A 21147-nucleotide genomic window follows, 5' to 3' on the forward strand; every position below is an offset into this window, starting at 1 on the left:
TGAGGGCTTTCAACCTGTCATGGGAGAATTTAAGTCGGGGATGACAAAGGACTGAAGCGTTTTTCCGAATGGCTAAAATAAATAGAAAAAACCATCTCGCTGACCTGTTGAGGGATGCGCGCGAGATGGCTTTTTCTTGTTGTGAACCATTGGGTTATGTGGCTGGCTGGAAACTGTTGATGCTTTGACAAACCCAAGCCGCCTCCTCGTCAGTCATCGTGGGATTGCAAGGTATGCTGAGCTCTGACGCGTGTATGCGCTCGGTTATGGGCAGTGACAGATGGTTCCATGCTTTGAAACAAGCCTGTTGGTGGGGTGGGATGGGGTAGTGTATCATCGTGTCAATGCCGCATGAGGCAAGATGGCGGCGCAAATGGTCGCGCTGGGCGCATAACACTGGGAAGATATGGTACACGCAACGTTCGCCATGCGTGAGCCCGTTTGCGTCGACAGGCTTGGCGGCGGCCCATTGGCTTCGCCCTGGGAGCTCAATGGCCGCATTGTTTATATTGGCGTAATAAAAGCCCGCGATAGTTTTTCGGCGGCGGTTGTCCGTATCGAGATACTTGAGCTTGACGCTTAGTACAGCTGCCTGAAGTTCGTCCAGCCTGCTGTTTTTGCCCTCGTAGCGAAACTCATACTTCTTGCTTGAGCCGTAATTGCCCATGGAGCGGACAATGCTCGCCAACTCTGTGTCGTTGGTTGTGATGGCCCCAGCATCGCCTAAAGCGCCAAGGTTTTTGCCCGGATAGAACGAGTGCGCGGCGGCGTCACCAATGGCGCCCGTGCGGAAAAGGTTGCCGTTGGTGTCTTTTTTGGGCGCGAAACATCCGTGGGCTTGCGCGTTATCTTCGATGAGTTTGAGCTGACGCTCTTGGCAAATGGTCTCTATGCGGGGTGTCCAAGCGTTGCGACCATAGAGGTGCACTATCAAGATGGCTCGCGTGCGAGAGGTGATGGCTCGCTCTATGCGGCTCTCGTCTATTTGCAAGGTGTCAGGGTTTGGCTCCACCAAGACGGGTGTCAGCCTGTTCTCGGTGATGGAGAGTATTGAGGCTATGTAGGTGTTGGCCGGCACGATGACCTCGTCGCCTTCTTGCATTGCGCCCATCTCTTTGTAGGCGCGAAAGATAAGGGTGAGCGCGTCGAGACCATTTCCACATCCAATGCAATGCTGCGTGCTTATGAAGGCGGCGTAGTCGCGCTCAAAAGTGGCGTTGGCCTTGCCCTGAAGATACCAACCTGAGCGCGCCACGCCGTCCACGGCGTTTATGATTTCGTCCATGTGCATGGCGGTGACGCTCTTTAAAGAGAGGTAGGGAATGTTCATAATAGGTAATAAGGGATTAAAGTTGCCATTCGTACCAGTCATAGCACACGGCGCGTGCGCCGAAGCCTTCTTTTTGGGCTATAAGCCCCTCGTTGAGCCATTGTCCATGATTCTCGGTGGAAATGCCAAAGTCGAAGAACGCGTCGTTGGCATGGTCGTTGGCAAGAATGGTTTTGAAAATAGCGTCAATGGCATGCAACTGTTTGCCCTGAGAGTTGGCGGATATATACTGCGCGTGTGTTACGCGAGGTGTAATGAACAGAAGCACTCCTGCCAATACACGCTCGTCATGCTTGGCTACATACAGCTTGATATTGTCTGGGAACGCCGATCGTAACAGCGAAATTTCCTCGTAATTGTGCGTTGGGATGGCATTGTGTGCATGGAGAAGGTTCTCGGTGAGCACGTTCCAAAAACTTTTCAAGTCGGATTCCGTGTCGCTTTGCTCCACGACGATGCCCTCCGCGTGCGCCTTGTTGGCTTTCCAGCGTCGGTCTCGTCGCCATTTCACAGGATGGGAAAGGCGGATGGCCGAACTGATATTGCGCTCGGTAAGACGGGCGTGGCACGTGTTGGTAAGCGCGAAGAGGTCTTCTTCTGATGGTATGCAGTGGTAAATCCACGGTATGGGCTTGTAAACCACTCGACAAAAGCCTTGTTTACGCAGCATTCTTCCCATTTCCTCGAGCATTGTGCGCACGTCCACGGCCGTGACCTTGTCGTCAGTGAGCAAGCCGCCATAGGTGAGTCCTTGGTGCGACCATAATGTGTCGCCCACGGCATTGGCTGGCAACAGGGCTCGAAGATGCCCTTTTGAGTGGAACATGAGAGAGTGGTCGGTGAACCGATCGGCATGATAGTCCATGTATCGGCGATTGAAAAGGAAAGTGCCTTGTCTCGAATGGGCTACAAAATCGTTCCACTCGTCGGCCAGACTCGGCTCGAATCGTACGATGTCAAAGTAGTTTGTCACAGCTCTTTCTTGGACAATTGTTGTTTGTATAGCTCAAACTCTGAGTACTCCCTGATGTAGTCGTCCTCGTCAAATGGGTCCTCGGCTATTGAGAGACACACTGCCCCGGACGAGAAATCGTCCAAGGTGCGCCATACGCCGGTCTCTATAAGCAATCCCTGATAAGGGTGATTGAGCAGAAAAGAGGTCTTGCGGTGAGTGTCGTCAAGCGTTACCGTGAACGCGCCGCTAACCGCGATGACGAGCGAGCGGCAATGCTTGTGCGCATGGCCACCTCGGTGTTCGCCTCCGGGCACGTCGTAAGTCCAGTACACCCGGCTTATATTGAAAGGGACGTCTTTGAGCTGTTCCACCACGGTGAGGTTGCCACGTGGGTCTGTTATCTTGGGAAGCTCGATAATTTTACCTAATTCCATGAGCCAATTTGCGTTTGATAGTGGGTGAGAAAGACAGTCGCATCATCTGCCATTCAGGTGTGATAGCTATCTTTCTCAAGTCTTTTTCTATGATGGTAAGAACGTCTTGGGGCGTTATTTTGTATTTGGCCGCAATGTCATCGGGCGTTTGTTTGGGTTTGCCAAAAATGCCGAAGTAAGCGCAAATGATATCTTTGTCCACCTCGCCAAGCATGGTAATCAGAATATCCATGTTGGCTTTGTCATGCTCGCTGACCAACAACGTCGTGTCAGTCATCAACGAGAGGTAATCACTCACTTGTTTGGCGTATGTGTCCATGGTGTGTCTATTGTGGATATGGGTATGCCGCTTGCTTACAGATCAAATCGCTGGCGGATGAACTGGGCGATGAATTTTTCCGTCTCGTCAATGCCGAGGATGGACGAGTTGACGCACAAATCGTAGCTTTCAGAGTGTCCCCATCGTTTGCCGGTGTAATAATTGTAGTACGACGAGCGACTTTCTTCCTCGCTCTTGATCGCTTTTCTTGCGGTGGAGCGGTCGCAATTGAGCCGTTTGCATACACGTTGGATACGTTGGTCCATGCTTGCCGTGATGAAAATGCTTACCGTGTTTTTGTAGTCGCGCAGCACGTAGTCGGCCGTTCTGCCCACGAAAACGCAGCTGCCTTCATCTGCGGCTTTGCGTATGGCGTTGCTCTGGAAGAGGTAAAGGTTTTCCTGTGAGAAGTCGTTTTTGTAGAAATTGTTCTCCCCCATTAAAGGCACTTGGATATGAAACATTGATTTATAGAAGCCCTTTTTTTCATCGTTCTGCTCAAAAAACTTCTCGCTGAAGCCACTTTCCTTAGCTGCAAGGTTGAGCAATTCCTTGTCGTAGAAAGCGCAATCGAACTCTTCAGCTAACCTTTTGGCGATAACATGTCCGCCTGAGCCTATTTGACGGCCAATGTTAATGATAATCTTTGGATTGCTCATGGTTTTTGTTGTATTTGTCTCTTGATTTTTTTCATGTATATTTGCATGATTATCGCCGCGACGATTGCTGCCGTAAGATCAGATGCCGGAAGTGAATACCATACGCCATCCACCCCCCAAAACAGTGGTAGTATGGCTAAAAGCGGCAGTAAAAACAACAGTTGGCGCGATAAAGAAAGGAAGATACTGATCTGCACTTTCCCGATACACTGAAAGAAATTGGTAACTACCATTTGAAACCCGATAATTGGAAATAGTAGCATGTTGATGCGAATGGCATGGATGGACATGGCTATCAACGTTGCGTCGGTGGTAAACATGCGAGCACAATAATAGGGCAGGAACATCGCGATGAGCCATCCGACGGTCATGATGCATGTCGCCGTGATAATGGAAAGTTTCAAGACCTCCATCAGTCGGTCTATTTGTTGACTGCCATAATTGTAGCCAGCTATCGGCTGCATGCCTTGGTTCACACCCATAATAAACATCACGAACATGGTTCCGATGGCGTTTGCTATGCCGTAAGAGCCTACTGTAAGGTCTCCACCGTACTTCACGAACTGATTGTTCATAAAGATAACGATAATGCAGGCGCATGCGTTCATTAAAAATGGAGATATACCGATACCTACAATGTTCTTCACGAGGGTGGATTTCAAACGATAAATACCTCGTTTGAAATGCAAAATTTCTTTCTTGTTGGCGAATAATTTAAGCTGGTAAATCATGGCTGTGGCCTGTGATATGATGGTGGGCAAGGCCGCTCCACGTATACCCCACCCAAGCCACATAATAAAAACGAGCACCAATATGATGTTCATCACCACTGTAAATATCGTAGCGTACATGGCTTGTCGAGGTTTACCAGCGGCTCTCAAGGCAGCATTCATTCCAAAATACATGTGCGTTATCATGGTGCCAGCCATAATAACTTGCATAAAATCTCGTGCATACGGAATGGTTTGTTCACTTGCTCCAAAAAAATAGAGTATGGGATCGAGTAGCCACAAGCAGATCACCGCCAGTGCAAAACCCACGATAAGGTTCAGTGTCACGGTATTGCCCAACAGGTTTACAGCTGTATGATAGTCGTGTTGGCCTAATTTTACAGAGATGGCTGTAGACGCACCCACGCCCACGGCGGCTCCAAACGCACCCGATAGGTTCATGAAAGGAAACGTGATGGCAAGCCCGGAGATGGCCATTGGGCCGACCACTTGGCCTATGACCACTCGGTCAATAATATTGTATAGGGATGAGGCGGTCATCGCTATGATGGCTGGTAGGGCGTATTGCATGAGCAAAGGGCCTACTGGCTTGGTACCCAATTCCAATGTGTTCGACATTGTTTTTTTCTCCATAGGTTAATTGCAAAAGTACTAAAAAGTTTTGGAGTTCTGCTAATTTACGGTTACTTTTGCAAAAAACATAAAGAAAAATTTTGATGAAAAAAATCTTCTTCCTTACTCTTCTCGTTTTTGGCGTTATGGCTGTTTCGGCTAAGCCCAACAAAAAAATAGCCTATCCCGGTGGTCATTTCAATATCTTCAGGGTAGAACTTAAAGACAAAATAGGCTCTGCTTACACGTTAAAAAAGCCTGAAAAATTTTTATCCGCCAAGGCTTTGCATCGTAGAGCCAAACAGAGTCTGCCCGTAGACTCCACTGATTTGCCATTGTCTGCCACATATCTCAAACGTCTTCGCAAGGCCGGCTTGCAGGTTATCGGCGGCAGCAAATGGAACAACACTGTGCTCATCAAGTCGACCGAGAGCAGCCTTGCGCCCCAATTGGCTGAACTTGACTTTGTAACTCACTGTACGAAGGTATTTACCGCACCCGATTCTATCTATCCCACCAAGCCCGATTCCATTGTGGCTGACACCTTGGCCCAACGTATGCTCAAGACTCATCACTATGGACGGGGATGGCACCAGATAAAAATGCTCAACGGTTTGAAGCTCCATGAAGCTGGCTTTCGTGGCGACGGCATGCTCATAGCCATCGTCGACGGCGGCTTTATGAATGTCAACCGCATAGGTTATTTCAAGAATGTGAACATCATTGGGCAGCGCGACTTCGCCTATCCCTACACGGCCAACCTCTACGATCTGCTTGATCATGGCACCATGGTGCTCTCGGATATTGGCGCCAACGTCGACAGCCTGTTTGTTGGCACAGCTCCCCACGCTTCGTTTTTGTTGCTCAGGAGCGAGGATGGCGACCATGAGAGCTTGGTAGAAGAGGACTATTGGGCCCAAGCTGTTGAATACGCCGACTCCGTCGGGGCCGATGTCATCAACTCTTCACTCGGTTACAGTAAGTTTGACGACAAGTCCACCAATCACAAATACCGTGAGCAGAACGGCAAGACCACGCTCATCTCGCGCACCGCCTCAATGGTTGCGGGCAAGGGAATGATACTTGTCAACAGCGCGGGCAATGAGGGCTCCCGACCATGGAAGCGTACCAATTGTCCCGCTGACGCCACGAACATTCTCGCGGTGGCAGCCCTTACGGCTGATAGCATCAATGCTAATTTCAGCTCTGTAGGGCCTTCCTTTGATGGCCGCGTTAAGCCTGATGTGGGTGCGCAAGGTTATAAGTCAACGGTTATTGATGGCTCTGGAGTCATTGGTACGGCCAACGGCACCTCTTTTGCCGCTCCCATTACCTGTGGAATGGTCACTTGTTTGTGGCAGGCGTTGCCCCACAAGACGGCTGTAGAAATCATGGACCTCGTGCGTCGGTCGGCCGACAGGGCTTCTTATCCTGACAATGTTTATGGCTATGGCGTCCCTGATTATTGGAAAGCCTACTTGATGGGCAAGGACAAATAATTTTTACGACAGTTTGTTGACTACCTCCGACTTTATTTATAGTCACCTGATATAACACTCACCACACTTTTTTATATATGGGTTTGACATGCAGAAGACCACACTCACACTATTCGAGCTGAACTCGCTCGTGCGCGATGTGCTCGAAACTACGCTCGATAGCTTGTTCTGGGTGGAAGCAGAGCTGTCTGAAGCACGTGAGGTTCGTGGGCACTGCTACATGGAGTTAGTTCAGAAAGATATCTTTTCGGCAACACCAATAGCCCGTGCCTCTGCCAAGTGCTGGAAGCAAAGGTGGCAGGTATTGCGCCCCAAATTTGAGGGTGTCACGGGCCAGCCGCTCCGTGCTGGCATGAAAGTGATGTTGCAAGTGGCGGTGAGTTTTCATGAGGCTTACGGCTTCGCGTGGATTGTGCAAGACATAGACCCCACCTATACCATGGGTGACATGGCACGCAAGCGGTTGGAGATTATTCGCCAACTGCGGCAAGAGGGAGTTTTTGACATGCAGAAAGAACTCACCATTCCAATGTTCGCGCAGCGCGTGGCGGTCATATCCAGTGAGAGTGCGGCGGGCTATGGCGACTTCTATAGTCAGCTTTCGAACAATGATTACGGCTTCAAGTTCTATCCCCGGCTGTTTGCTGCGGTCATGCAAGGCGAGCGTGTGGAGCAAAGTGTCGTGGCCGCTCTCAACGAGATTAATCGTCACGTTGATGATTTCGACGTGGTGGTCATCATCCGTGGAGGTGGCGCCACGGCCGACCTTAGTGGCTTTGACACCCTCGAGTTGGCCGAGAACGTGGCCAATTTCCCACTGCCCATCATCACCGGCATAGGCCATGAGCGTGACGAGAGCATTCTCGACATGGTGTCAAACACCCGTGTAAAAACTCCCACGGCCGCTGCCGCGGTTCTTATCGACAATCTGGTAGCGGTGCTATCTTGTATCAACGATTACGAGCGGCGCGTTGCCATGCGCGTCAAACAGGTCATGGATAAGGAGCGTCGTCGCCTTGACCGATCTGCCGAGCGTGTGCCCATGCTTTTCTCCTTGGTCAAAACTCGCCAAGAGGCGCACCTCGATCGGCTTATGTCCCGAATGGTTTCACTTGTCAATCACAATGTCTCGACAGCCGGACACCGGCTGCAATTGGCCTCGGCCAATCTCCTCCCATTGGTGGAGCGTCGTTTGGAGCGAGCCAACAATGAGCTTGGGCGCTTGGAATTTCGGGTCAAGGCGCTCGACCCACAGCTCATCCTGCGCCGTGGTTACAGCATCACCTTGCTCGATAACAAAGCCGTGCGCCATGCCGACCAGCTCAAGCGCGGAGACCATATCGTGACACGTCTGGAGCATGGCAGCGTCAAATCGGTGGTGGAATAGCTTTCGGTTTTATGAACAAATCCTTTAAAACAATGAAATATTATGGCTAACGAACCCAAATATGAAGATGCTATTAAGCAATTGGAGAGTATTGTGGAGAAATTAGAAAACAATGAGTTGGACATAGACGAACTGTCAAAGCAACTCAAAACCGCTCAACGACTCATCAAACTTTGCAAAGATAGGCTCACCAAAACCGATGCCGAGATACAAAAAATACTGTCGGCTGATTAAAAAAAGCTTTTTTGCTTGCAATGTATCATTATATTTTGTACTTTTGTGATAATCCCACTATAAACAACAATAAAATTAATTCGTTATGAAACAATTGGATTGGGGCAACCTGTCTTTCGGCTATTTGAAAACCGATTACAACGTGCGCTGTTATTATAGAGATGGCAAATGGGGTGAGATAGAGGTCTCTTCGGACGAATATCTCAGCATCCACATGGCTGCCACATGTTTGCACTATGGCCAAGAAGCTTTTGAGGGGCTGAAGGCCTTTCGATGTCCGGACGGCAAGGTTCGTGTGTTCAGGATGGATGAAAATGCTGCTCGCCTGCAACGCACGTGTCGTGGAATTATGATGCCTGAGGTTTCCACAGAACTGTTCGAGCGGATGGTTAAGCAGGTTGTGCGACTCAACCAAGCCTACATACCACCTTATGAGAGTGGCGCCACGCTTTATATCCGTCCGTTGCTCATCGGTACGAGTGCGCAGGTTGGGGTGCATCCGGCCAAGGAATATTGCTTCATGATATTTGTATCGCCCGTTGGTCCTTATTTCAAGGGTGGTTTCTCGAGCAACCCATACGTCATCGTGCGCGACTATGACCGTGCCGCTCCGCTTGGCACTGGCACGTTCAAGGTAGGCGGCAACTACGCAGCTTCGCTCAAAGCTAACTCTATCGCACATTCCAAAGGCTATGCCAGTGAGTTCTATCTCGATTCAAAAGAAAAAAAATATGTCGACGAATGTGGCGCGGCCAACTTCTTTGGCATCAAGGACAACACTTATGTAACGCCAAAATCGACCTCTATCTTGCCTTCCATCACTAACAAAAGTCTCATGCAGATAGCTGAGGATCTTGGCATGAAAGTGGAGCGCAGGCCCATCCCTGAGGACGAGTTGGAAACCTTCGAAGAGGCAGGGGCTTGTGGCACGGCGGCTGTCATCTCGCCCATTTCCTATTTGGACGATATGGATACGGGCAAGCGTTATAACTTCGGCGACAAGCCTGGCCCTTTGTCCAAGAAACTCTACGACACGCTTCGAGGCATCCAATATGGCACCATTGAGGACAAACATGGTTGGACTACCGTCGTGATAGAATAAGCAAGATACTAAAAACATGACTCCCGCTTGATCATTCGAGCGGGATTTTTTTTGCATGCCGCTGTGCTCTCATCGCCTCGCCAATTTGGTGACGCATGGGCGTGATGGTCGGCACATGCGTATTTTTTGGTGCGTTGGAGTAGGGTACGTCATCTGTGGCGCTTGCCAATCATGGTTTTTGCGTTGCTTTTTTTGTACCCATCAGGGCCGAAAGCGACTATTTTGTTGTATCTTTGCAACCAAAACAAGCGTTATGGGAAAAGGAAAATTAGCCAAGTTCGCGGAGATGAAAGAGATGAAAAATGTCTTCGAGTATCCACATTCGGTCATCGAGCACGTGCCCTTTGACATGCAAGGGCGATGGTGCGAAGCCTATTTTCATAACGACAACCCTATCGTGTTAGAGTTGGGTTGCGGCAAGGGGGAATACACTGTGGGTTTGGGTAGGCTCTATCCAGACATCAATTTCATCGGTGTGGATATAAAAGGGGCGCGCATGTGGACAGGCGCCAAGCAGGCTTTACAGCTTGGCTTGCCCAACGTGGCGTTCCTTCGCACCAATATTGAGATAATAGATCGTTTTTTCTCGGCTGGCGAGGTGGGGCAAATTTGGCTCACCTTCTCTGACCCGCAGATGAAAAACGCGCGCAAACGCCTCACTTCCACTTACTTCATGGAACGCTATCGCCGTTTTTTGGTGGATGGAGGGCTTGTCCATCTCAAGACCGACTCCAACTTTCTTTTCACCTACACCATGTGCATGGTGGAAAAAAACCACTTGCCAACCGACATCTGTACCACCGATCTCTATCATGACACGCCCCAAAAACTCGTGGGAGATCCTATTCTCGACATTCAGACTTATTATGAGCGTATGTGGATTGAGCGTGGACTTAACATCAAGTACATCCGTTTCCGTTTGCCCCATGATGGCGTGTTGGAAGAGCCTGATGTTGAAATTCCGTTGGACGAATACCGTAGTTACCACCGCGACAAACGCAGCGGCCTTGAAACCTCCAAATGAATTGGCGTGACAACAGCGCGTATTTATAATTGCCTATCATGCTATTTTCTCATACTTTTTTTACTACAATGTTTCATAGAATGTCCAGCACATGTTAAAATAATATCACAAAAAACAGGGGTGTCTAAATTGTTGTTTTAGCGTGCCAATTGTTGGTGTTCGTCCATGATTTTTTAATTTTCTATTTTTTATTTTCATTTTTTGCTGTCATAACTATTTATTCGCGTCATGTTTAGGGCGTAATGGCAAGCTGTTTGGTGTTTATTCACGGTATGTATAGGGCTTAATCATGCCACGATTAGTATCTAATGGCAGTGCCGTAAGTATCAATTTATCGATAAAATATTTGAAGAAAGAGATATGTATTTGGTTTACAATAGGTTGTAAACACTCTGCATTTTTGCGTTATTTGTGACCAAACATATGGTTGCTTGCAAATAATCGACGTATGCAAGGTGTTTTGTCATATATTTTCATGTATGGAAAGAGCATGGTTATGATGGTTTGCCAGATGGGATAGACATTTTGATGAAATGTTTTGATTACTTTATTAAGTCGTTAAATAATCTTAATTAGACAATAAAAAAAGAATGCCAAAGCAATAATTGTAGATAAAATATATTATCTTTGCACAAACCGTAAGATGGTAATTTTGCGTATGTATAAAAGGCTTTTTTCCTATTTTCTGATGGTTTTTATGCTGATGAGCGTCCCTATGACGTCGTCGGCGACGTCCGCTGTTGAAATTGTCGACAACGATTTTCAAGCTATTACCATTTCTATCAACTCCGAATCTGTGTTGCGAGTAACGGGAGCGACAGGCGAGACTCTGTACATTTACAATATCACTGGCGTTAGAGTGATGAGCATCAAGGTGGATGGGGCTGACAAGAGCTATAACCTAAACTTGCCTAAAGGTTGTTATATTGTGAAAGTTGGCAAGATGGTACGCAAAATTTCTATCAGATAAGAATCTTTTTTTCCCTTGAAACAATGTAGCGTTTCGCTCCTTATAGTTTTTGCGTCACTGTTGCTGGTGTCGTGCCATGATAAGAAGGCTAACATTAACGGCAATCTATCGATAGCCGATTATGCCGTGCTTGATACTTCGTTGTACAGGCTTAGCAATGAGAAAATACGCCAGCATATAGACCAAATGGCCAAATGGGACGATGACTCGATGGCTGCTGACTATCGTACGCGTAGCTATTATGGCAACAGAAATCCACTCGTTTGGATAGACAGGCGTGGGTTGGACCATCGTGCTGACAGTTTGTTGAACGGTCTTCGAGCTGTGGAAGATATGGGTTTCTGCACAAAAAAATTCAGGTTGACGCGCATTGCGGATGACATTAGGCGTTTCAGGGAACTGGATTTTGACAATGGAGACAATCAAATTAATAAGGTCGCGGGCAGGTTGGAATATAATTTGACCAAGGCTTATCTGCGCTATGTAGCTGGCCAACGTTTTGGTTTTTTTAATCCCATGTACGCTTTTAACCATTTGGACAAACTTGACACAGACGATGAGCGTACAGCTTTTCGTACGCTTTTCGATATTAAGGTAGAGCGTGCGGGACGTGAATTTTACAATAAAGCTTTGGATAAGGTTCGTGTGGATAGTGTAGCCGAATACATGCGCGAGGTGGAAACAAAAAGTGTTTTTTATCGACAGCTGAAGCGTATGTTGCACGATGGTCATGTCAGCAAGGCCGAACGTACCAAAATATTGGTGAACATGGAGCGTTGCCGGTGGCGTATGTCCGACACACCAGAATCTCATGAGAAATACGTGTTGGTCAATATACCATCTTATCATCTGCTGGCTGTTGACGGAAAAAAATGGCTCACTATGCGCACGGCCTTTGGGGCCAACAGCAGTAAGACACCGCAAATGATAAGTAGCGTGACGCACGTCAACATCAATCCGCAATGGGTCATGCCTCGAAGCATTGTGCGAAAGACGGTTGCACAGCACGCAGGCGACTCGGCTTATTTTGCCCAGCGTCGCTATTTTGTCATTCAGCGATCCACAGGACAAAAGGTAAGCCTGCGCAAGGTAACCGCCGACATGCTTTTGAGTGGACAGTATGCGGTGGTGCAGAGAGGCGGTCAGGGTAACGCTATGGGCCGAATGGTGTTCAGGTTTAAGAACAATTTTTCTATATATCTGCATGACACCTCGTCGCGAAGTGTGTTTGACCAAAAACAACGCGACGTGAGTCATGGTTGCGTTCGGGTTGAAAAACCGTTCGAACTGACAGTTTTTTTGCTTGATGACAAAGCCGACCGACTGATAGAAAAGATAAAATATTCTATTAACGCCGATGTCTCGCCAGTCAATGTAAGCAAAGACGATATGACCGATAACATGAAGTCTGTGGCCGATACGCTTGACATGAAGAAGTTGGTGACATGGGTTGGCGTTAAACCTTCGGTGCCTATTTTCATCTTATATTATACGATGTATCCTGACACAAGCGGTTTGGTCGAATCGTTTGATGATGTTTATGGATTTGACGACGTGATATATCAACATTTAAAAAATTACCTCTAAGCGACAAATCAATATACAAGACGTGAGAACCTTTGACGATAAAAAGGTGATGGACATGCTCGCAGACCCAGAACGCCGGCGAGAAGCCTTCTCGCAAATAGTGACGAGATACGGCGAGTCTCTGTATTGGAAGATACGCCATTTGGTGCTATCGCACGATGATGCCAATGACGTTCTTCAAAATACATTTGTTAAAGCATGGGTTAATATAGCGTCTTTCCAGAATAAATCTAAAATTTCCACTTGGCTTTATCGCATTGCGGTTAATGAGAGTTTGGATTTTTTGCGTCGTGAAAGATTGTCCAACCGGGTAGGCGTGGACCATGACGATGGCGTGGCCACCAAATTGTTAGCAGACCCATATTTTGATGGCAACGATGCAGAGGCATTGCTTCAAGAGGCTATAGCGACGCTACCCGATGTGCAACGCATGGTTTTCAACTTGAGATACTACGGTGAAATGAAATATGCGGTGATGAGCTCGCTGCTGAATACAACAGAGGGAGCGTTGAAAGCAAGTTATCACTTGGCCGTGAAGAAGGTAAAAAAATATTTGGAACAAAGTGAGTGAGCACGTGTATTGTTGCTCGTACAATGTGGTACATCGATGTATGACAAGTATGGATGCATTTTTAAGAATGGTCTTAAAATATATAACAGAATGTAATATGAAGGTTGGTTTGAAAAATTACTTATGTATGTGTTACTTGGAATATATAAAAATACGCTTTGTTATTTTTAGGTTACCTCTCGTCTCAAATGGCAAATTCATTTCTTTGTGTAGTTTGCTACATTCTTTCACTCACGTACATTATGACTTCGAAAATAAGTCCAAATTATGGCATATCTTAAATTTTAGAACGAGCTTATATAAAAATAGGGGTTATATTTTTCGATCTTTGGGTTTCTCATTGATTGAAAATGTAAGTACGCTTGATCGCACGGCTTGCTACACTCCCTTGCTTTCTTAATATCCTGCCTTTGAGAATAAAATTAAAATCTAACAAGGACATTATTTGAATCCAGCCTTAAAACAGAATAATAATAGATAAATGTTTAAACTTTTTAAATGGTAGACAGTCTAAACAATATATGGATAATATGATTAGCGAAGAAAAATTCATTGTCGAAAAGTTTGGTCGCAGGGAGCCTTTCAGGGTGCCCGATGGCTATTTTGATGACTTTGCTTCTCAAATGATGGAGCGATTGCCTGATGACACGTCACAGCCTGTTGCTACTTTTGTTTCGATACGCCAACGTGGGAGGAGGTGGTTTAAGTATGTGACCATCAGTGCGGCAAGTGTTTGTGCCGCGATAGTGTGTGCGAGTGTTTTCTTGGATGTAGGTCGGCACAATGAGTCAAAACCGTCTATTGGCTTGGTAAATGAAAGGTCGGCCGTCTCATCCTATACCGCGGTGGATGCCGTTGCAGACTATGCCATGTATGATACCGATGACATGTATGTGTATTTGCAAGATGACAATTATTAATCGTTAATGTTATAGTGCCGTGAAAAGATTTTTATTGATGACTGTTGTTGCCTTGTCGACACTCGGTTTGAGTGCACATTGGCACCCGAAGTTTGATCCAGAGAAATTTGACGCTGAGATGGAGCAGTTTATTACCACAGAGGCTGCTTTGTCAGCGCAAGAGGCTGCTAAATTTTTTCCTATATATAAGGAAATGCAGTCAAGACAACGCGCGCTTTTTCACAAGCGGTGGCGTTATCGCCATGTTGACTTGTCGGATGATAAGGCCTGTGCCGATGCCATTAGGGAAAGAGATGAGCAAGATGTGCAAATTAAACTGTTGCAGCAAGAATATCACCAGAAATTTTGTAACATGTTGCCTGCAAGTAAGGTGTTACGCATTATTAGAGCTGAGGAGAAGTTTCATCGTCAGGCTTTCAGGCGTGTGGCTAAAAGAAACTAAGGTACGCTAAACTAATATGGGTAACTTGCCTATCAGAAAGTTATATGAATTAATAATATTGTTTTTCTATTGACGATTATCCCACGATTGTTCCGCTTAAAACTAATGATTGTGGGATGTTTGTATTTGGAGCATATTATATGTTGTACTTGGATCTATTTATTTTTTAATTTTTTTATTCGTTGTTTGGCTTCTTTCATGTCGGGACATAGGGTGATAGCTTTCTCGTAATTGCGTGTGGCAGCGTCGCGCATGCCCTCGCGCTCACACTCCTTACCCATCACCACATACTCTACGGCCAACCGTCTCAGATAGTCATCTCGCTGTCGAGCCTCTTGTTTAAGGCGATCAATTTCGGTTTGTAGTGTGTTCAGGCGATTGAGTTTTCGTCGCAAATAACGCTTTGCCACGGGCTTCTCAATATCATATCGACTATGAATGGCTAAAAAAAACGCGTCCAATGCCTTTTGCATATCTCCTCGGTCAAAGGCACGTGCTGCATCCCAATAGGCTTGATCGGCCTTTGAACGTTTGAGAGCGGAAGCAATGATGGACGAGTCATTGTATTTTTTTGCAAATTGAGCAACCTCTGGATGTACAAAGATATCTGCTCGGAGGATGGGTTGGGCAAGACTAATTCCCGTCAATGAGGTGCATCTGGAGAGCGCCACGTAAGTTTGTCCAGCAGCGAAAACGCCACCAGAGAAATCTATCTTAACATGTTTGAAGGTTAGGCCTTGGCTTTTGTGTACGGTGATAGCCCATGCCAGACGTATGGGGTATTGTGTGTAAGTGCCCAATTCTTCCTCTTCTATTTTCTTTTCTTTGTCATTGAAAGTATAGCGCACGTTACTCCAAACTGCTGGCTCCACATTATATTCCTCACCGTCCTCTGTACGGATATAGATAAATCCAGCCTCTTCGTCGAAACCTGTTATTGTGCCCAATGTGCCGTTAACCCATCGATGATTGATGTCGTTTTTGACAAAAAGCACTTGCGCACCCAATTTGACACACAGTTCTTTGGGAGTGGGGAGGCTCGACTCGGGAAACTCACCTTGGATTGTTCCCATAAAGATCTGTGTATTGCCGGGTAGCTTGTTGAGACAATGTGTGTTGATATCGTCGACAGTATCGCGCCGTGTGGAGAGCGTAATTGAAAGATGACTGGATGTGTTGGTGGAGCTTTTGTCTATCGGAGTACTATCATTGGTAACCCGATTGTTGAGCATACGCAACTCGTTGTCGCTGATAGTAGAAGTGCGAATATTGTCTAATATCTGAATGAAGTCAGGGTCGTTTTGCCGATACACCTTTTTCAACTCTATGGAAACGAGTTGGAAATTAGAGAAAATTTTGGCGTTGAAAAAAAATGAGGATACGTAAAATGATTGCAAGAGTAGCCTATCTTCTTCTTTGACGACAGGTTCAAGCTGGTATATGTCACCCACGAACAGCACTTGCTTGCCGCCAAAAGGTTCTCTCATGTTTTGGCTGTAAACACGCAAGACTTTATCTATAAAATCAATAATATCGGCTCTTACCATGCTGACCTCATCAATGATGATCAGCTCTAACTCTCTGATGATCTTTATTTTCTCGCTGTTGTATTTCAGCGTTTTGCGGATATTTCGCGGTGAATAGCGTACATCGTCCGGAAGAAGAGGGTAGAATGGCAACTTGAAAAAACTGTGCAGTGTAACCCCACCAGCATTGATGGCTGCAATTCCGGTTGGAGCAAGTATGATGTTTTTCTTTTTAGTGTTTGCGGCAATATATTTCAAGAAAGTTGATTTCCCGGTTCCGGCCTTGCCCGTCAAGAACAAGGAGCTATGGGTAAACTGTATGATTTGGAGTGCATGTCGGAACTCCTCATTCTCAAAATCGAGTTTGATTTCTTGTTTGTTTGCCATTATCAGTGACGCAAAATCTGTATTCTTGTCGTTAGAGATTGTCCAAGTGCACTTCTTCTACGGTTTTGCGTTTGGTGTCATTCTTTGTTTCTGCCGGTGTCTTTTTCTTTTCAGTGCCTGGTGCTGCCTGTTTTTCTATCGGGTTGCCATTTTCGTCAAGAATAATCTCCTCTTCACTTACGATGACGCTATCGCGCTTGACGGTGTCACGTGCTGCGTGTGGAACATAGCTGTCGCAGATGTACATGTCGCGTGTGATATTGGCATCCTCAGGTTTTTGGAACTTGCCATGATAGTCTTTGAAGGACGGATCGGAAAGTACAGACTGCATGAAATAACCTGTTATGGGCAGTGCTGTTCGCGAGCCTTGCCCCAAGGCACCAGTCCTGAAGTGTATGCTTCGATACTCTCCGCCAACCCATGCGCCAGCTACAAGTTTTGGCGACACACACATGAACCATGCGTCGGAGTGATTGTTGGACGTTCCTGTCTTGCCACCAAACTCGGTGTCTCTGAATTGTCCCACATATCCCCAAAGGCTTTGGCTCGTTCCGCCTGGCTCGCGCATGCTGGCTTGTAACAGTTGTTGGGCCAAGAATGCACTTTTGTAAGGAATGACTTGCTCGGCTTGAATTCTGTCTACATACACCTCTCGGCCATCTTTGTCTACTATTCGAGTTACCAGCACCGGCTCATGGTGCATGCCATTGTTGGCGACGGTGCAATAAGCGTTGGTCATCTCGAGCAGTGTCACGTCGCTTGAACCCAATGCTAACGATGGCGTATCGTCTAAGGGGCTCTTTATGCCCATAGCTTGTGCGGTGGCAATGATGCGCTTGATACTCATCTCTTGCCCCAAACGCACGGCAATGGAGTTGATACTCTTTGCGAAAGCGGCTTTCAATGGGATGCTGTCTCCAGAAAATCTGCCATTGGCATTGCCCGGTGTCCATGTGGTCATCTCGTTCTTTTTCTTGTCGAACACCTGCATGGAGATATACTCGTCGCGGCGTTTATCGCATGGCGTCAGGCCTTGGTTCATGGCCTCCGTGTATACGAAGAGTTTGAAAGTGGAGCCGGGTTGACGCTCGGCAGTTACCTTATCATACTTCCACGATTTAAAGTCTATGTCGCCAACCCATGCTTTTACAGCACCTGTCTGTGGCTCCATGGCTACCATCGCACAGTGCATAAATGTCACCATGTACTTGATAGAATCTTCCGAAGTCATATTCTTGGTGACGGTTCCTTTGTCGTAATCAAACACCTTTACGGGGTGCTTCCATTCCTTATAGTAGTAGTGTATGGAGTCAGGATTGTTGGGATAGCGTTCCTGCAAGCTTTTATAAAAAGGTTGTTTCATGGCAATTTGGTCTATAAAGCCCTCTATCGGTTTGCCGTTTTCGTCCCTCCAAGGCTCTTGTCTAAGCCAATTGGTGTCTTGTTTGCGATAGATATCCCAGTGGTTGTTGAAGTTTTGCTGCACCGTCTTCATTTGTTTGCGAGCGGCGTCCTCAGCATATTTCTGCATCCGTGTGTCTATGGTGGTATAGATTTTAAGCCCTGAACTGTAGAGATCGTAACCGTTCTCTGCGCACCAATTGTCAAGATAGTCGGCCACCGCCTGTCTGAAATACATGGCTTGACCGTCATAATTCTCCTCCATCTTGTATTTCAACTTGATGGGTATTTGCTGCAACGAATCGCATGTGGCAGGCGCAAGCGTGCCGTTTGACACCATATTGGTCAATACGGTGTTGCGTCTCGCAAGGCTGTTTTTGGGGTTGGTTTTAGGATTATATAGCGTGGTGGCCTTGAGCATGCCAACCAATACGGCCGCTTCCTCCGTCTTGAGGTCTTTCGGAGTGGTGTCAAAATAAGTTTTTGCGGCTGTCTTTATACCGTATGCGTTAGAGCCAAAGTCCACGGTATTGGCGTACATCGTTAGAATTTCTTTCTTGTCGTACACCGTCTCAAGCTTGGTGGCGATAATCCATTCCTTGCTTTTCACAATAAGTATCTTCAGTCCAGGAATTTTTCCGAGCAATCCAGTGGAGTATTGCGAGCGCACCCTGAACATGTTTTTGGCCAATTGTTGGGATATGGTGGAAGCACCACGGCCTGACTTGTGCAGCAAGGCGTCTTTCATGGCCGACATGATACCCATCACGTCTATGGCCATTCCACGTGGTCTGTCATAGTAGCGTACATCCTCTGTGGCGACGAGCGCATCGAAAAAAGCGGGATTAACCTCCTCGTATTTCACCGGAGTACGGTTTTCATTAAAATATTTACCGATTAGCTTGCCATCCGCACTGTATATCTCTGAGGCTTGACTTGTCTGTGGGTCCATGATGCCCGAGAAATAGCCTGGGCTTTTGCCAAACAGCCAAAACAGATTGATGTCTACAGCGCCAAGATATAGAATGAAGGCCACTATGAACGAGACGAAACCAATTAAGGTCTTGATGTACCAAGGTCGACCCTTGTATAAATTTTTGTACCATGGCCAGAAGTTCTTGGCTTTCTTCCAAAGCCAATGGAAAAATTGCTTTATTTTCTTCATAGTTTTAATTTTCTTCTGTTCTGTTTTGGTCTTGCCTGTTTTGGCAAATGCTATTTTTGCAAAAATACAAAAATAGCTGTTTATCATGTGTTTTTGTCAATATAATTTAAGATATCTTCAACATTGTCGGGTGAGAACCATTTGATGCTCGTGTCTTTTTTGAACCATGTGAGCTGTTTGCGCATGTACCGGCGCGTGTTGGACTGTATTTGCCTGATGGCTTCGTCTCGCGCTATGAGACCGTCAAAATAGGCGAACATCTCCTTGTAACCCACCGTGTTGAGAGCATTCAACCCTTTTCGAGGATACATCGCATACGCTTCTTTTTCCAAACCCTTTTCCATCATATCAATAACACGCTTGTTGATGCGGTCGTAAAGTTCTTCGCGTGGTCTGTCTATCCCAATCTTCAAGATTTCGAACGGCCTGATTTTATGTGTGTTGGTTCTGAAAGATGAGTAGGTCTTTCCCGTCATGTAGCATATTTCCAAAGCGTGTACCACGCGTCGGGGATTGTTTCTATCCACGATTTCCCAGTGCTGTGGATCTCGTTCTTTTAATTCGGCCACCAATGGGGGAAGCCCCTCCTCATTAAGCCGACGCTTGTAGAGATTCCGTGTGCGATCGTCCACGGTGGGAATGTCATCAATGCCCTTACACACGGCATCCACATACATCATGGAACCACCTGAAAGTACCACTATATCGTGCGTCTTGAACAGTGCGTTGAGAGTGTTTATGGCATCGTGTTCGTACATGGCGGCCGAGTAGTAATCGTCCACATGGTGTGTGCCCACGAAAAAATGTTGCACCCGTTGTTGCTGCTCTTTGGTGGGAGCCGCGGTGCCTATAGGTAGTTCGGCGAAGATTTGACGAGAATCTGCGTTCACGATAGGCGTGCCATAATGCTCGGCCACTCTGAGACATAGCTCTGTCTTGCCTACCCCCGTGGGGCCAATGACAACAACAAGTGTTTTCATTTTTGACTTAATTTTTTCTTTTTGGATAGTTGGGCCTCTCTCACGCCTGTTAAAATAAAAGAAGTTAGAGAAATGCGTACGGTGACACAAGCCTCTAACTTCTATAGGCAGGTTGGCTCGTCTTAGCGCCTTGCGTGTGGTTTATCGCATGATACCCCTTTGTGAAGTGGAAACGAAGTCGATGATATATTGTATTTCTGGCGTTAGCGGTAGGCTGGCCTTGATCTCTCGAAGACCCTCGGCGACTGTCGCCTTGCCGTACAATATCCGGTATGCGTTGTGTATAAGATCTATGGTCTCGTTGCTAAATCCATGTCGTCTAAGCCCCACGACGTTTAGGCCCGCATAGCGAATAGGCTCCCTGCCAGCCATGATATATGGTGGAACATCTAAACTTGAGCGGCTGCCACCTTGTATCATAACATATCCGCCCACTCTGCTGAACTGATGAAAGAGTACGGTGGCGCTGATGACGGCATAATCGTCCACCACTACCTCGCCCGCGAACTTCGTGGAATTGCCTATTATGACGTGGTTGCCTATCATGCAGTCGTGCGCGACGTGCATGTTTTCCATTAACAAGTTGTTATTACCCACACGAGTGGTTCCTTTCGAAGCCGTGCCTCGAGAGATAGTTACATTCTCCCTGATACTATTGTTGTCGCCTATCTCGCACAACGTTTCCTCTCCCTTGTACTTTAAGTCTTGCGGTTTGGTGGCGATGCTTGCGCCCGGGAATATCTCGTTGCCATTGCCTATTCGCGCCCCGGCATGGATGGTAACGCTGTTCAAAAGGTGGTTGTTATCGCCCAAGATGGTGTTTTGGTCAATGCAGCAGAAAGGGCCTATGGTATTGTTGTCGCCTATCTTGGCATTCGGATGAATGAATGCTAACGGACTAATGTTGTTCAT

20 protein-coding genes are annotated in these 21147 nt (G+C 46.8%); 10 read left to right on the forward strand and 10 right to left on the reverse strand.

Annotation, left to right across the window (positions count from 1 at the left end):
* Positions 1 to 154: 154 nt before the first annotated feature.
* Genes C7379_RS05170 through C7379_RS05195 form a run of 6 tightly spaced genes read right to left on the reverse strand, consistent with a single transcriptional unit; the run spans position 155 to position 5061 of the window.
* Positions 155 to 1372 (reverse strand): DegT/DnrJ/EryC1/StrS family aminotransferase, encoded by a 1218-nt coding sequence (locus tag C7379_RS05170; RefSeq protein WP_243406716.1) that lies wholly within the window; start codon positions 1370 to 1372, stop codon positions 155 to 157.
* Complete coding sequence (locus C7379_RS05175) at positions 1347 to 2303, reverse strand: GNAT family N-acetyltransferase (RefSeq protein WP_243406717.1); 957 nt, start codon at positions 2301 to 2303, stop codon at positions 1347 to 1349. The genes C7379_RS05170 and C7379_RS05175 overlap by 26 nt, the downstream gene beginning before the upstream one ends.
* The gene (locus tag C7379_RS05180) at positions 2300 to 2719 is read right to left on the reverse strand and encodes a sugar 3,4-ketoisomerase (RefSeq protein ID WP_116616301.1); all 420 of its coding nucleotides are present in this window, start codon (positions 2717 to 2719) and stop codon (positions 2300 to 2302) included. The genes C7379_RS05175 and C7379_RS05180 overlap by 4 nt, the downstream gene beginning before the upstream one ends.
* Complete coding sequence (locus C7379_RS05185; protein ID WP_116616302.1) at positions 2706 to 3038, reverse strand: RNA polymerase subunit sigma; 333 nt, start codon at positions 3036 to 3038, stop codon at positions 2706 to 2708. The genes C7379_RS05180 and C7379_RS05185 overlap by 14 nt, the downstream gene beginning before the upstream one ends.
* 35 nt (positions 3039 to 3073) lie before the next feature.
* Positions 3074 to 3697 carry a cytidylate kinase-like family protein gene (locus C7379_RS05190; RefSeq protein WP_116616303.1) on the reverse strand — a complete coding sequence of 208 codons (624 nt, stop codon included), beginning with the start codon at positions 3695 to 3697 and terminating at the stop codon, positions 3074 to 3076.
* A complete protein-coding gene (locus tag C7379_RS05195) occupies positions 3694 to 5061 on the reverse strand; it encodes an MATE family efflux transporter (RefSeq protein ID WP_116616304.1) in 1368 nt (455 codons plus the stop codon). Before C7379_RS05195 ends, C7379_RS05190 begins: the two co-directional genes overlap by 4 nt.
* 83 nt (positions 5062 to 5144) lie before the next feature.
* Here C7379_RS05195 and C7379_RS05200 point away from each other — a divergent pair, with 83 nt between their 5' ends.
* From C7379_RS05200 to C7379_RS05245, 10 genes are all read left to right on the forward strand, one after another.
* Positions 5145 to 6539: a S8 family serine peptidase gene (locus C7379_RS05200; protein ID WP_116616305.1), complete on the forward strand. Its 1395-nt coding sequence runs from the start codon at positions 5145 to 5147 to the stop codon at positions 6537 to 6539.
* 88 nt (positions 6540 to 6627) lie between these two features.
* On the forward strand, positions 6628 to 7926 hold the full coding sequence (gene xseA, locus C7379_RS05205; RefSeq protein ID WP_116616306.1) for an exodeoxyribonuclease VII large subunit: 1299 nt from the start codon (positions 6628 to 6630) through the stop codon (positions 7924 to 7926).
* 42 nt (positions 7927 to 7968) lie between these two features.
* Positions 7969 to 8160 (forward strand): exodeoxyribonuclease VII small subunit, encoded by a 192-nt coding sequence (xseB, locus tag C7379_RS05210; protein WP_116616307.1) that lies wholly within the window; start codon positions 7969 to 7971, stop codon positions 8158 to 8160.
* Positions 8161 to 8245: 85 nt separating this feature from the next.
* Positions 8246 to 9262, forward strand: a complete 1017-nt coding sequence (locus C7379_RS05215) for a branched-chain amino acid aminotransferase (RefSeq protein ID WP_116616308.1) — start codon at positions 8246 to 8248, stop codon at positions 9260 to 9262.
* Between the two features lie 253 nt (positions 9263 to 9515).
* A complete protein-coding gene (gene trmB, locus C7379_RS05220) occupies positions 9516 to 10286 on the forward strand; it encodes a tRNA (guanosine(46)-N7)-methyltransferase TrmB (RefSeq protein ID WP_116616309.1) in 771 nt (256 codons plus the stop codon).
* 688 nt (positions 10287 to 10974) lie between these two features.
* Positions 10975 to 11256, forward strand: coding sequence for a T9SS type A sorting domain-containing protein (locus C7379_RS05225; RefSeq protein ID WP_419185302.1), 282 nt, complete (start codon positions 10975 to 10977; stop codon positions 11254 to 11256).
* 15 nt (positions 11257 to 11271) lie between these two features.
* On the forward strand, positions 11272 to 12843 hold the full coding sequence (locus tag C7379_RS05230; protein ID WP_116616311.1) for a L,D-transpeptidase family protein: 1572 nt from the start codon (positions 11272 to 11274) through the stop codon (positions 12841 to 12843).
* A gap of 22 nt (positions 12844 to 12865) precedes the next feature.
* Entirely contained in the window at positions 12866 to 13414 is a 549-nt protein-coding gene (locus tag C7379_RS05235; RefSeq protein WP_243406718.1) for an RNA polymerase sigma factor, read from the forward strand.
* A gap of 530 nt (positions 13415 to 13944) precedes the next feature.
* Positions 13945 to 14334, forward strand: coding sequence for a hypothetical protein (locus C7379_RS05240; protein WP_133241871.1), 390 nt, complete (start codon positions 13945 to 13947; stop codon positions 14332 to 14334).
* A gap of 19 nt (positions 14335 to 14353) precedes the next feature.
* Positions 14354 to 14776, forward strand: coding sequence for a hypothetical protein (locus C7379_RS05245; RefSeq protein ID WP_116616313.1), 423 nt, complete (start codon positions 14354 to 14356; stop codon positions 14774 to 14776).
* Between the two features lie 155 nt (positions 14777 to 14931).
* Here the strand turns inward: C7379_RS05245 and C7379_RS05250 are convergent, their stop codons facing one another.
* The 4 genes from C7379_RS05250 to lpxA all read right to left on the reverse strand — a co-directional run bounded on the left by C7379_RS05250 (position 14932) and on the right by lpxA (position 21147).
* The gene (locus C7379_RS05250; protein ID WP_116616314.1) at positions 14932 to 16689 is read right to left on the reverse strand and encodes an ATP-dependent DNA helicase; all 1758 of its coding nucleotides are present in this window, start codon (positions 16687 to 16689) and stop codon (positions 14932 to 14934) included.
* A gap of 31 nt (positions 16690 to 16720) precedes the next feature.
* Positions 16721 to 19255, reverse strand: coding sequence for a transglycosylase domain-containing protein (locus C7379_RS05255; protein WP_116616336.1), 2535 nt, complete (start codon positions 19253 to 19255; stop codon positions 16721 to 16723).
* 83 nt (positions 19256 to 19338) lie between these two features.
* Positions 19339 to 20235: a tRNA (adenosine(37)-N6)-dimethylallyltransferase MiaA gene (miaA, locus tag C7379_RS05260; RefSeq protein ID WP_116616315.1), complete on the reverse strand. Its 897-nt coding sequence runs from the start codon at positions 20233 to 20235 to the stop codon at positions 19339 to 19341.
* Between the two features lie 141 nt (positions 20236 to 20376).
* Positions 20377 to 21147, reverse strand: coding sequence for an acyl-ACP--UDP-N-acetylglucosamine O-acyltransferase (gene lpxA / locus C7379_RS05265; RefSeq protein ID WP_116616316.1), 771 nt, complete (start codon positions 21145 to 21147; stop codon positions 20377 to 20379).

The sequence above is a fragment of the Hallella colorans genome (assembly GCF_003096815.1).
GTDB classification, from domain to species: Bacteria; Bacteroidota; Bacteroidia; order Bacteroidales; family Bacteroidaceae; genus Prevotella; species Prevotella colorans.

What these genes read in the sequence shown, in the direction of transcription:
- lpxA (WP_116616316.1), bottom strand. Translation starts at nt 21,147, where the DNA reads ATGAACAACATTAGTCCGTTAGCATTCATTCATCCGAATGCCAAGATA.
- C7379_RS05225 (WP_419185302.1), top strand. Translation starts at nt 10,975, where the DNA reads ATGGTTTTTATGCTGATGAGCGTCCCTATGACGTCGTCGGCGACGTCC.
- C7379_RS05190 (WP_116616303.1), bottom strand. Translation starts at nt 3,697, where the DNA reads ATGAGCAATCCAAAGATTATCATTAACATTGGCCGTCAAATAGGCTCA.
- C7379_RS05195 (WP_116616304.1), bottom strand. Translation starts at nt 5,061, where the DNA reads ATGGAGAAAAAAACAATGTCGAACACATTGGAATTGGGTACCAAGCCA.
- C7379_RS05170 (WP_243406716.1), bottom strand. Translation starts at nt 1,372, where the DNA reads ATGACTGGTACGAATGGCAACTTTAATCCCTTATTACCTATTATGAAC.
- C7379_RS05200 (WP_116616305.1), top strand. Translation starts at nt 5,145, where the DNA reads ATGAAAAAAATCTTCTTCCTTACTCTTCTCGTTTTTGGCGTTATGGCT.
- C7379_RS05215 (WP_116616308.1), top strand. Translation starts at nt 8,246, where the DNA reads ATGAAACAATTGGATTGGGGCAACCTGTCTTTCGGCTATTTGAAAACC.
- xseB (WP_116616307.1), top strand. Translation starts at nt 7,969, where the DNA reads ATGGCTAACGAACCCAAATATGAAGATGCTATTAAGCAATTGGAGAGT.
- C7379_RS05255 (WP_116616336.1), bottom strand. Translation starts at nt 19,255, where the DNA reads ATGAAGAAAATAAAGCAATTTTTCCATTGGCTTTGGAAGAAAGCCAAG.
- miaA (WP_116616315.1), bottom strand. Translation starts at nt 20,235, where the DNA reads ATGAAAACACTTGTTGTTGTCATTGGCCCCACGGGGGTAGGCAAGACA.
- xseA (WP_116616306.1), top strand. Translation starts at nt 6,628, where the DNA reads ATGCAGAAGACCACACTCACACTATTCGAGCTGAACTCGCTCGTGCGC.
- C7379_RS05240 (WP_133241871.1), top strand. Translation starts at nt 13,945, where the DNA reads ATGATTAGCGAAGAAAAATTCATTGTCGAAAAGTTTGGTCGCAGGGAG.
- C7379_RS05250 (WP_116616314.1), bottom strand. Translation starts at nt 16,689, where the DNA reads ATGGCAAACAAACAAGAAATCAAACTCGATTTTGAGAATGAGGAGTTC.
- C7379_RS05180 (WP_116616301.1), bottom strand. Translation starts at nt 2,719, where the DNA reads ATGGAATTAGGTAAAATTATCGAGCTTCCCAAGATAACAGACCCACGT.
- trmB (WP_116616309.1), top strand. Translation starts at nt 9,516, where the DNA reads ATGGGAAAAGGAAAATTAGCCAAGTTCGCGGAGATGAAAGAGATGAAA.
- C7379_RS05185 (WP_116616302.1), bottom strand. Translation starts at nt 3,038, where the DNA reads ATGGACACATACGCCAAACAAGTGAGTGATTACCTCTCGTTGATGACT.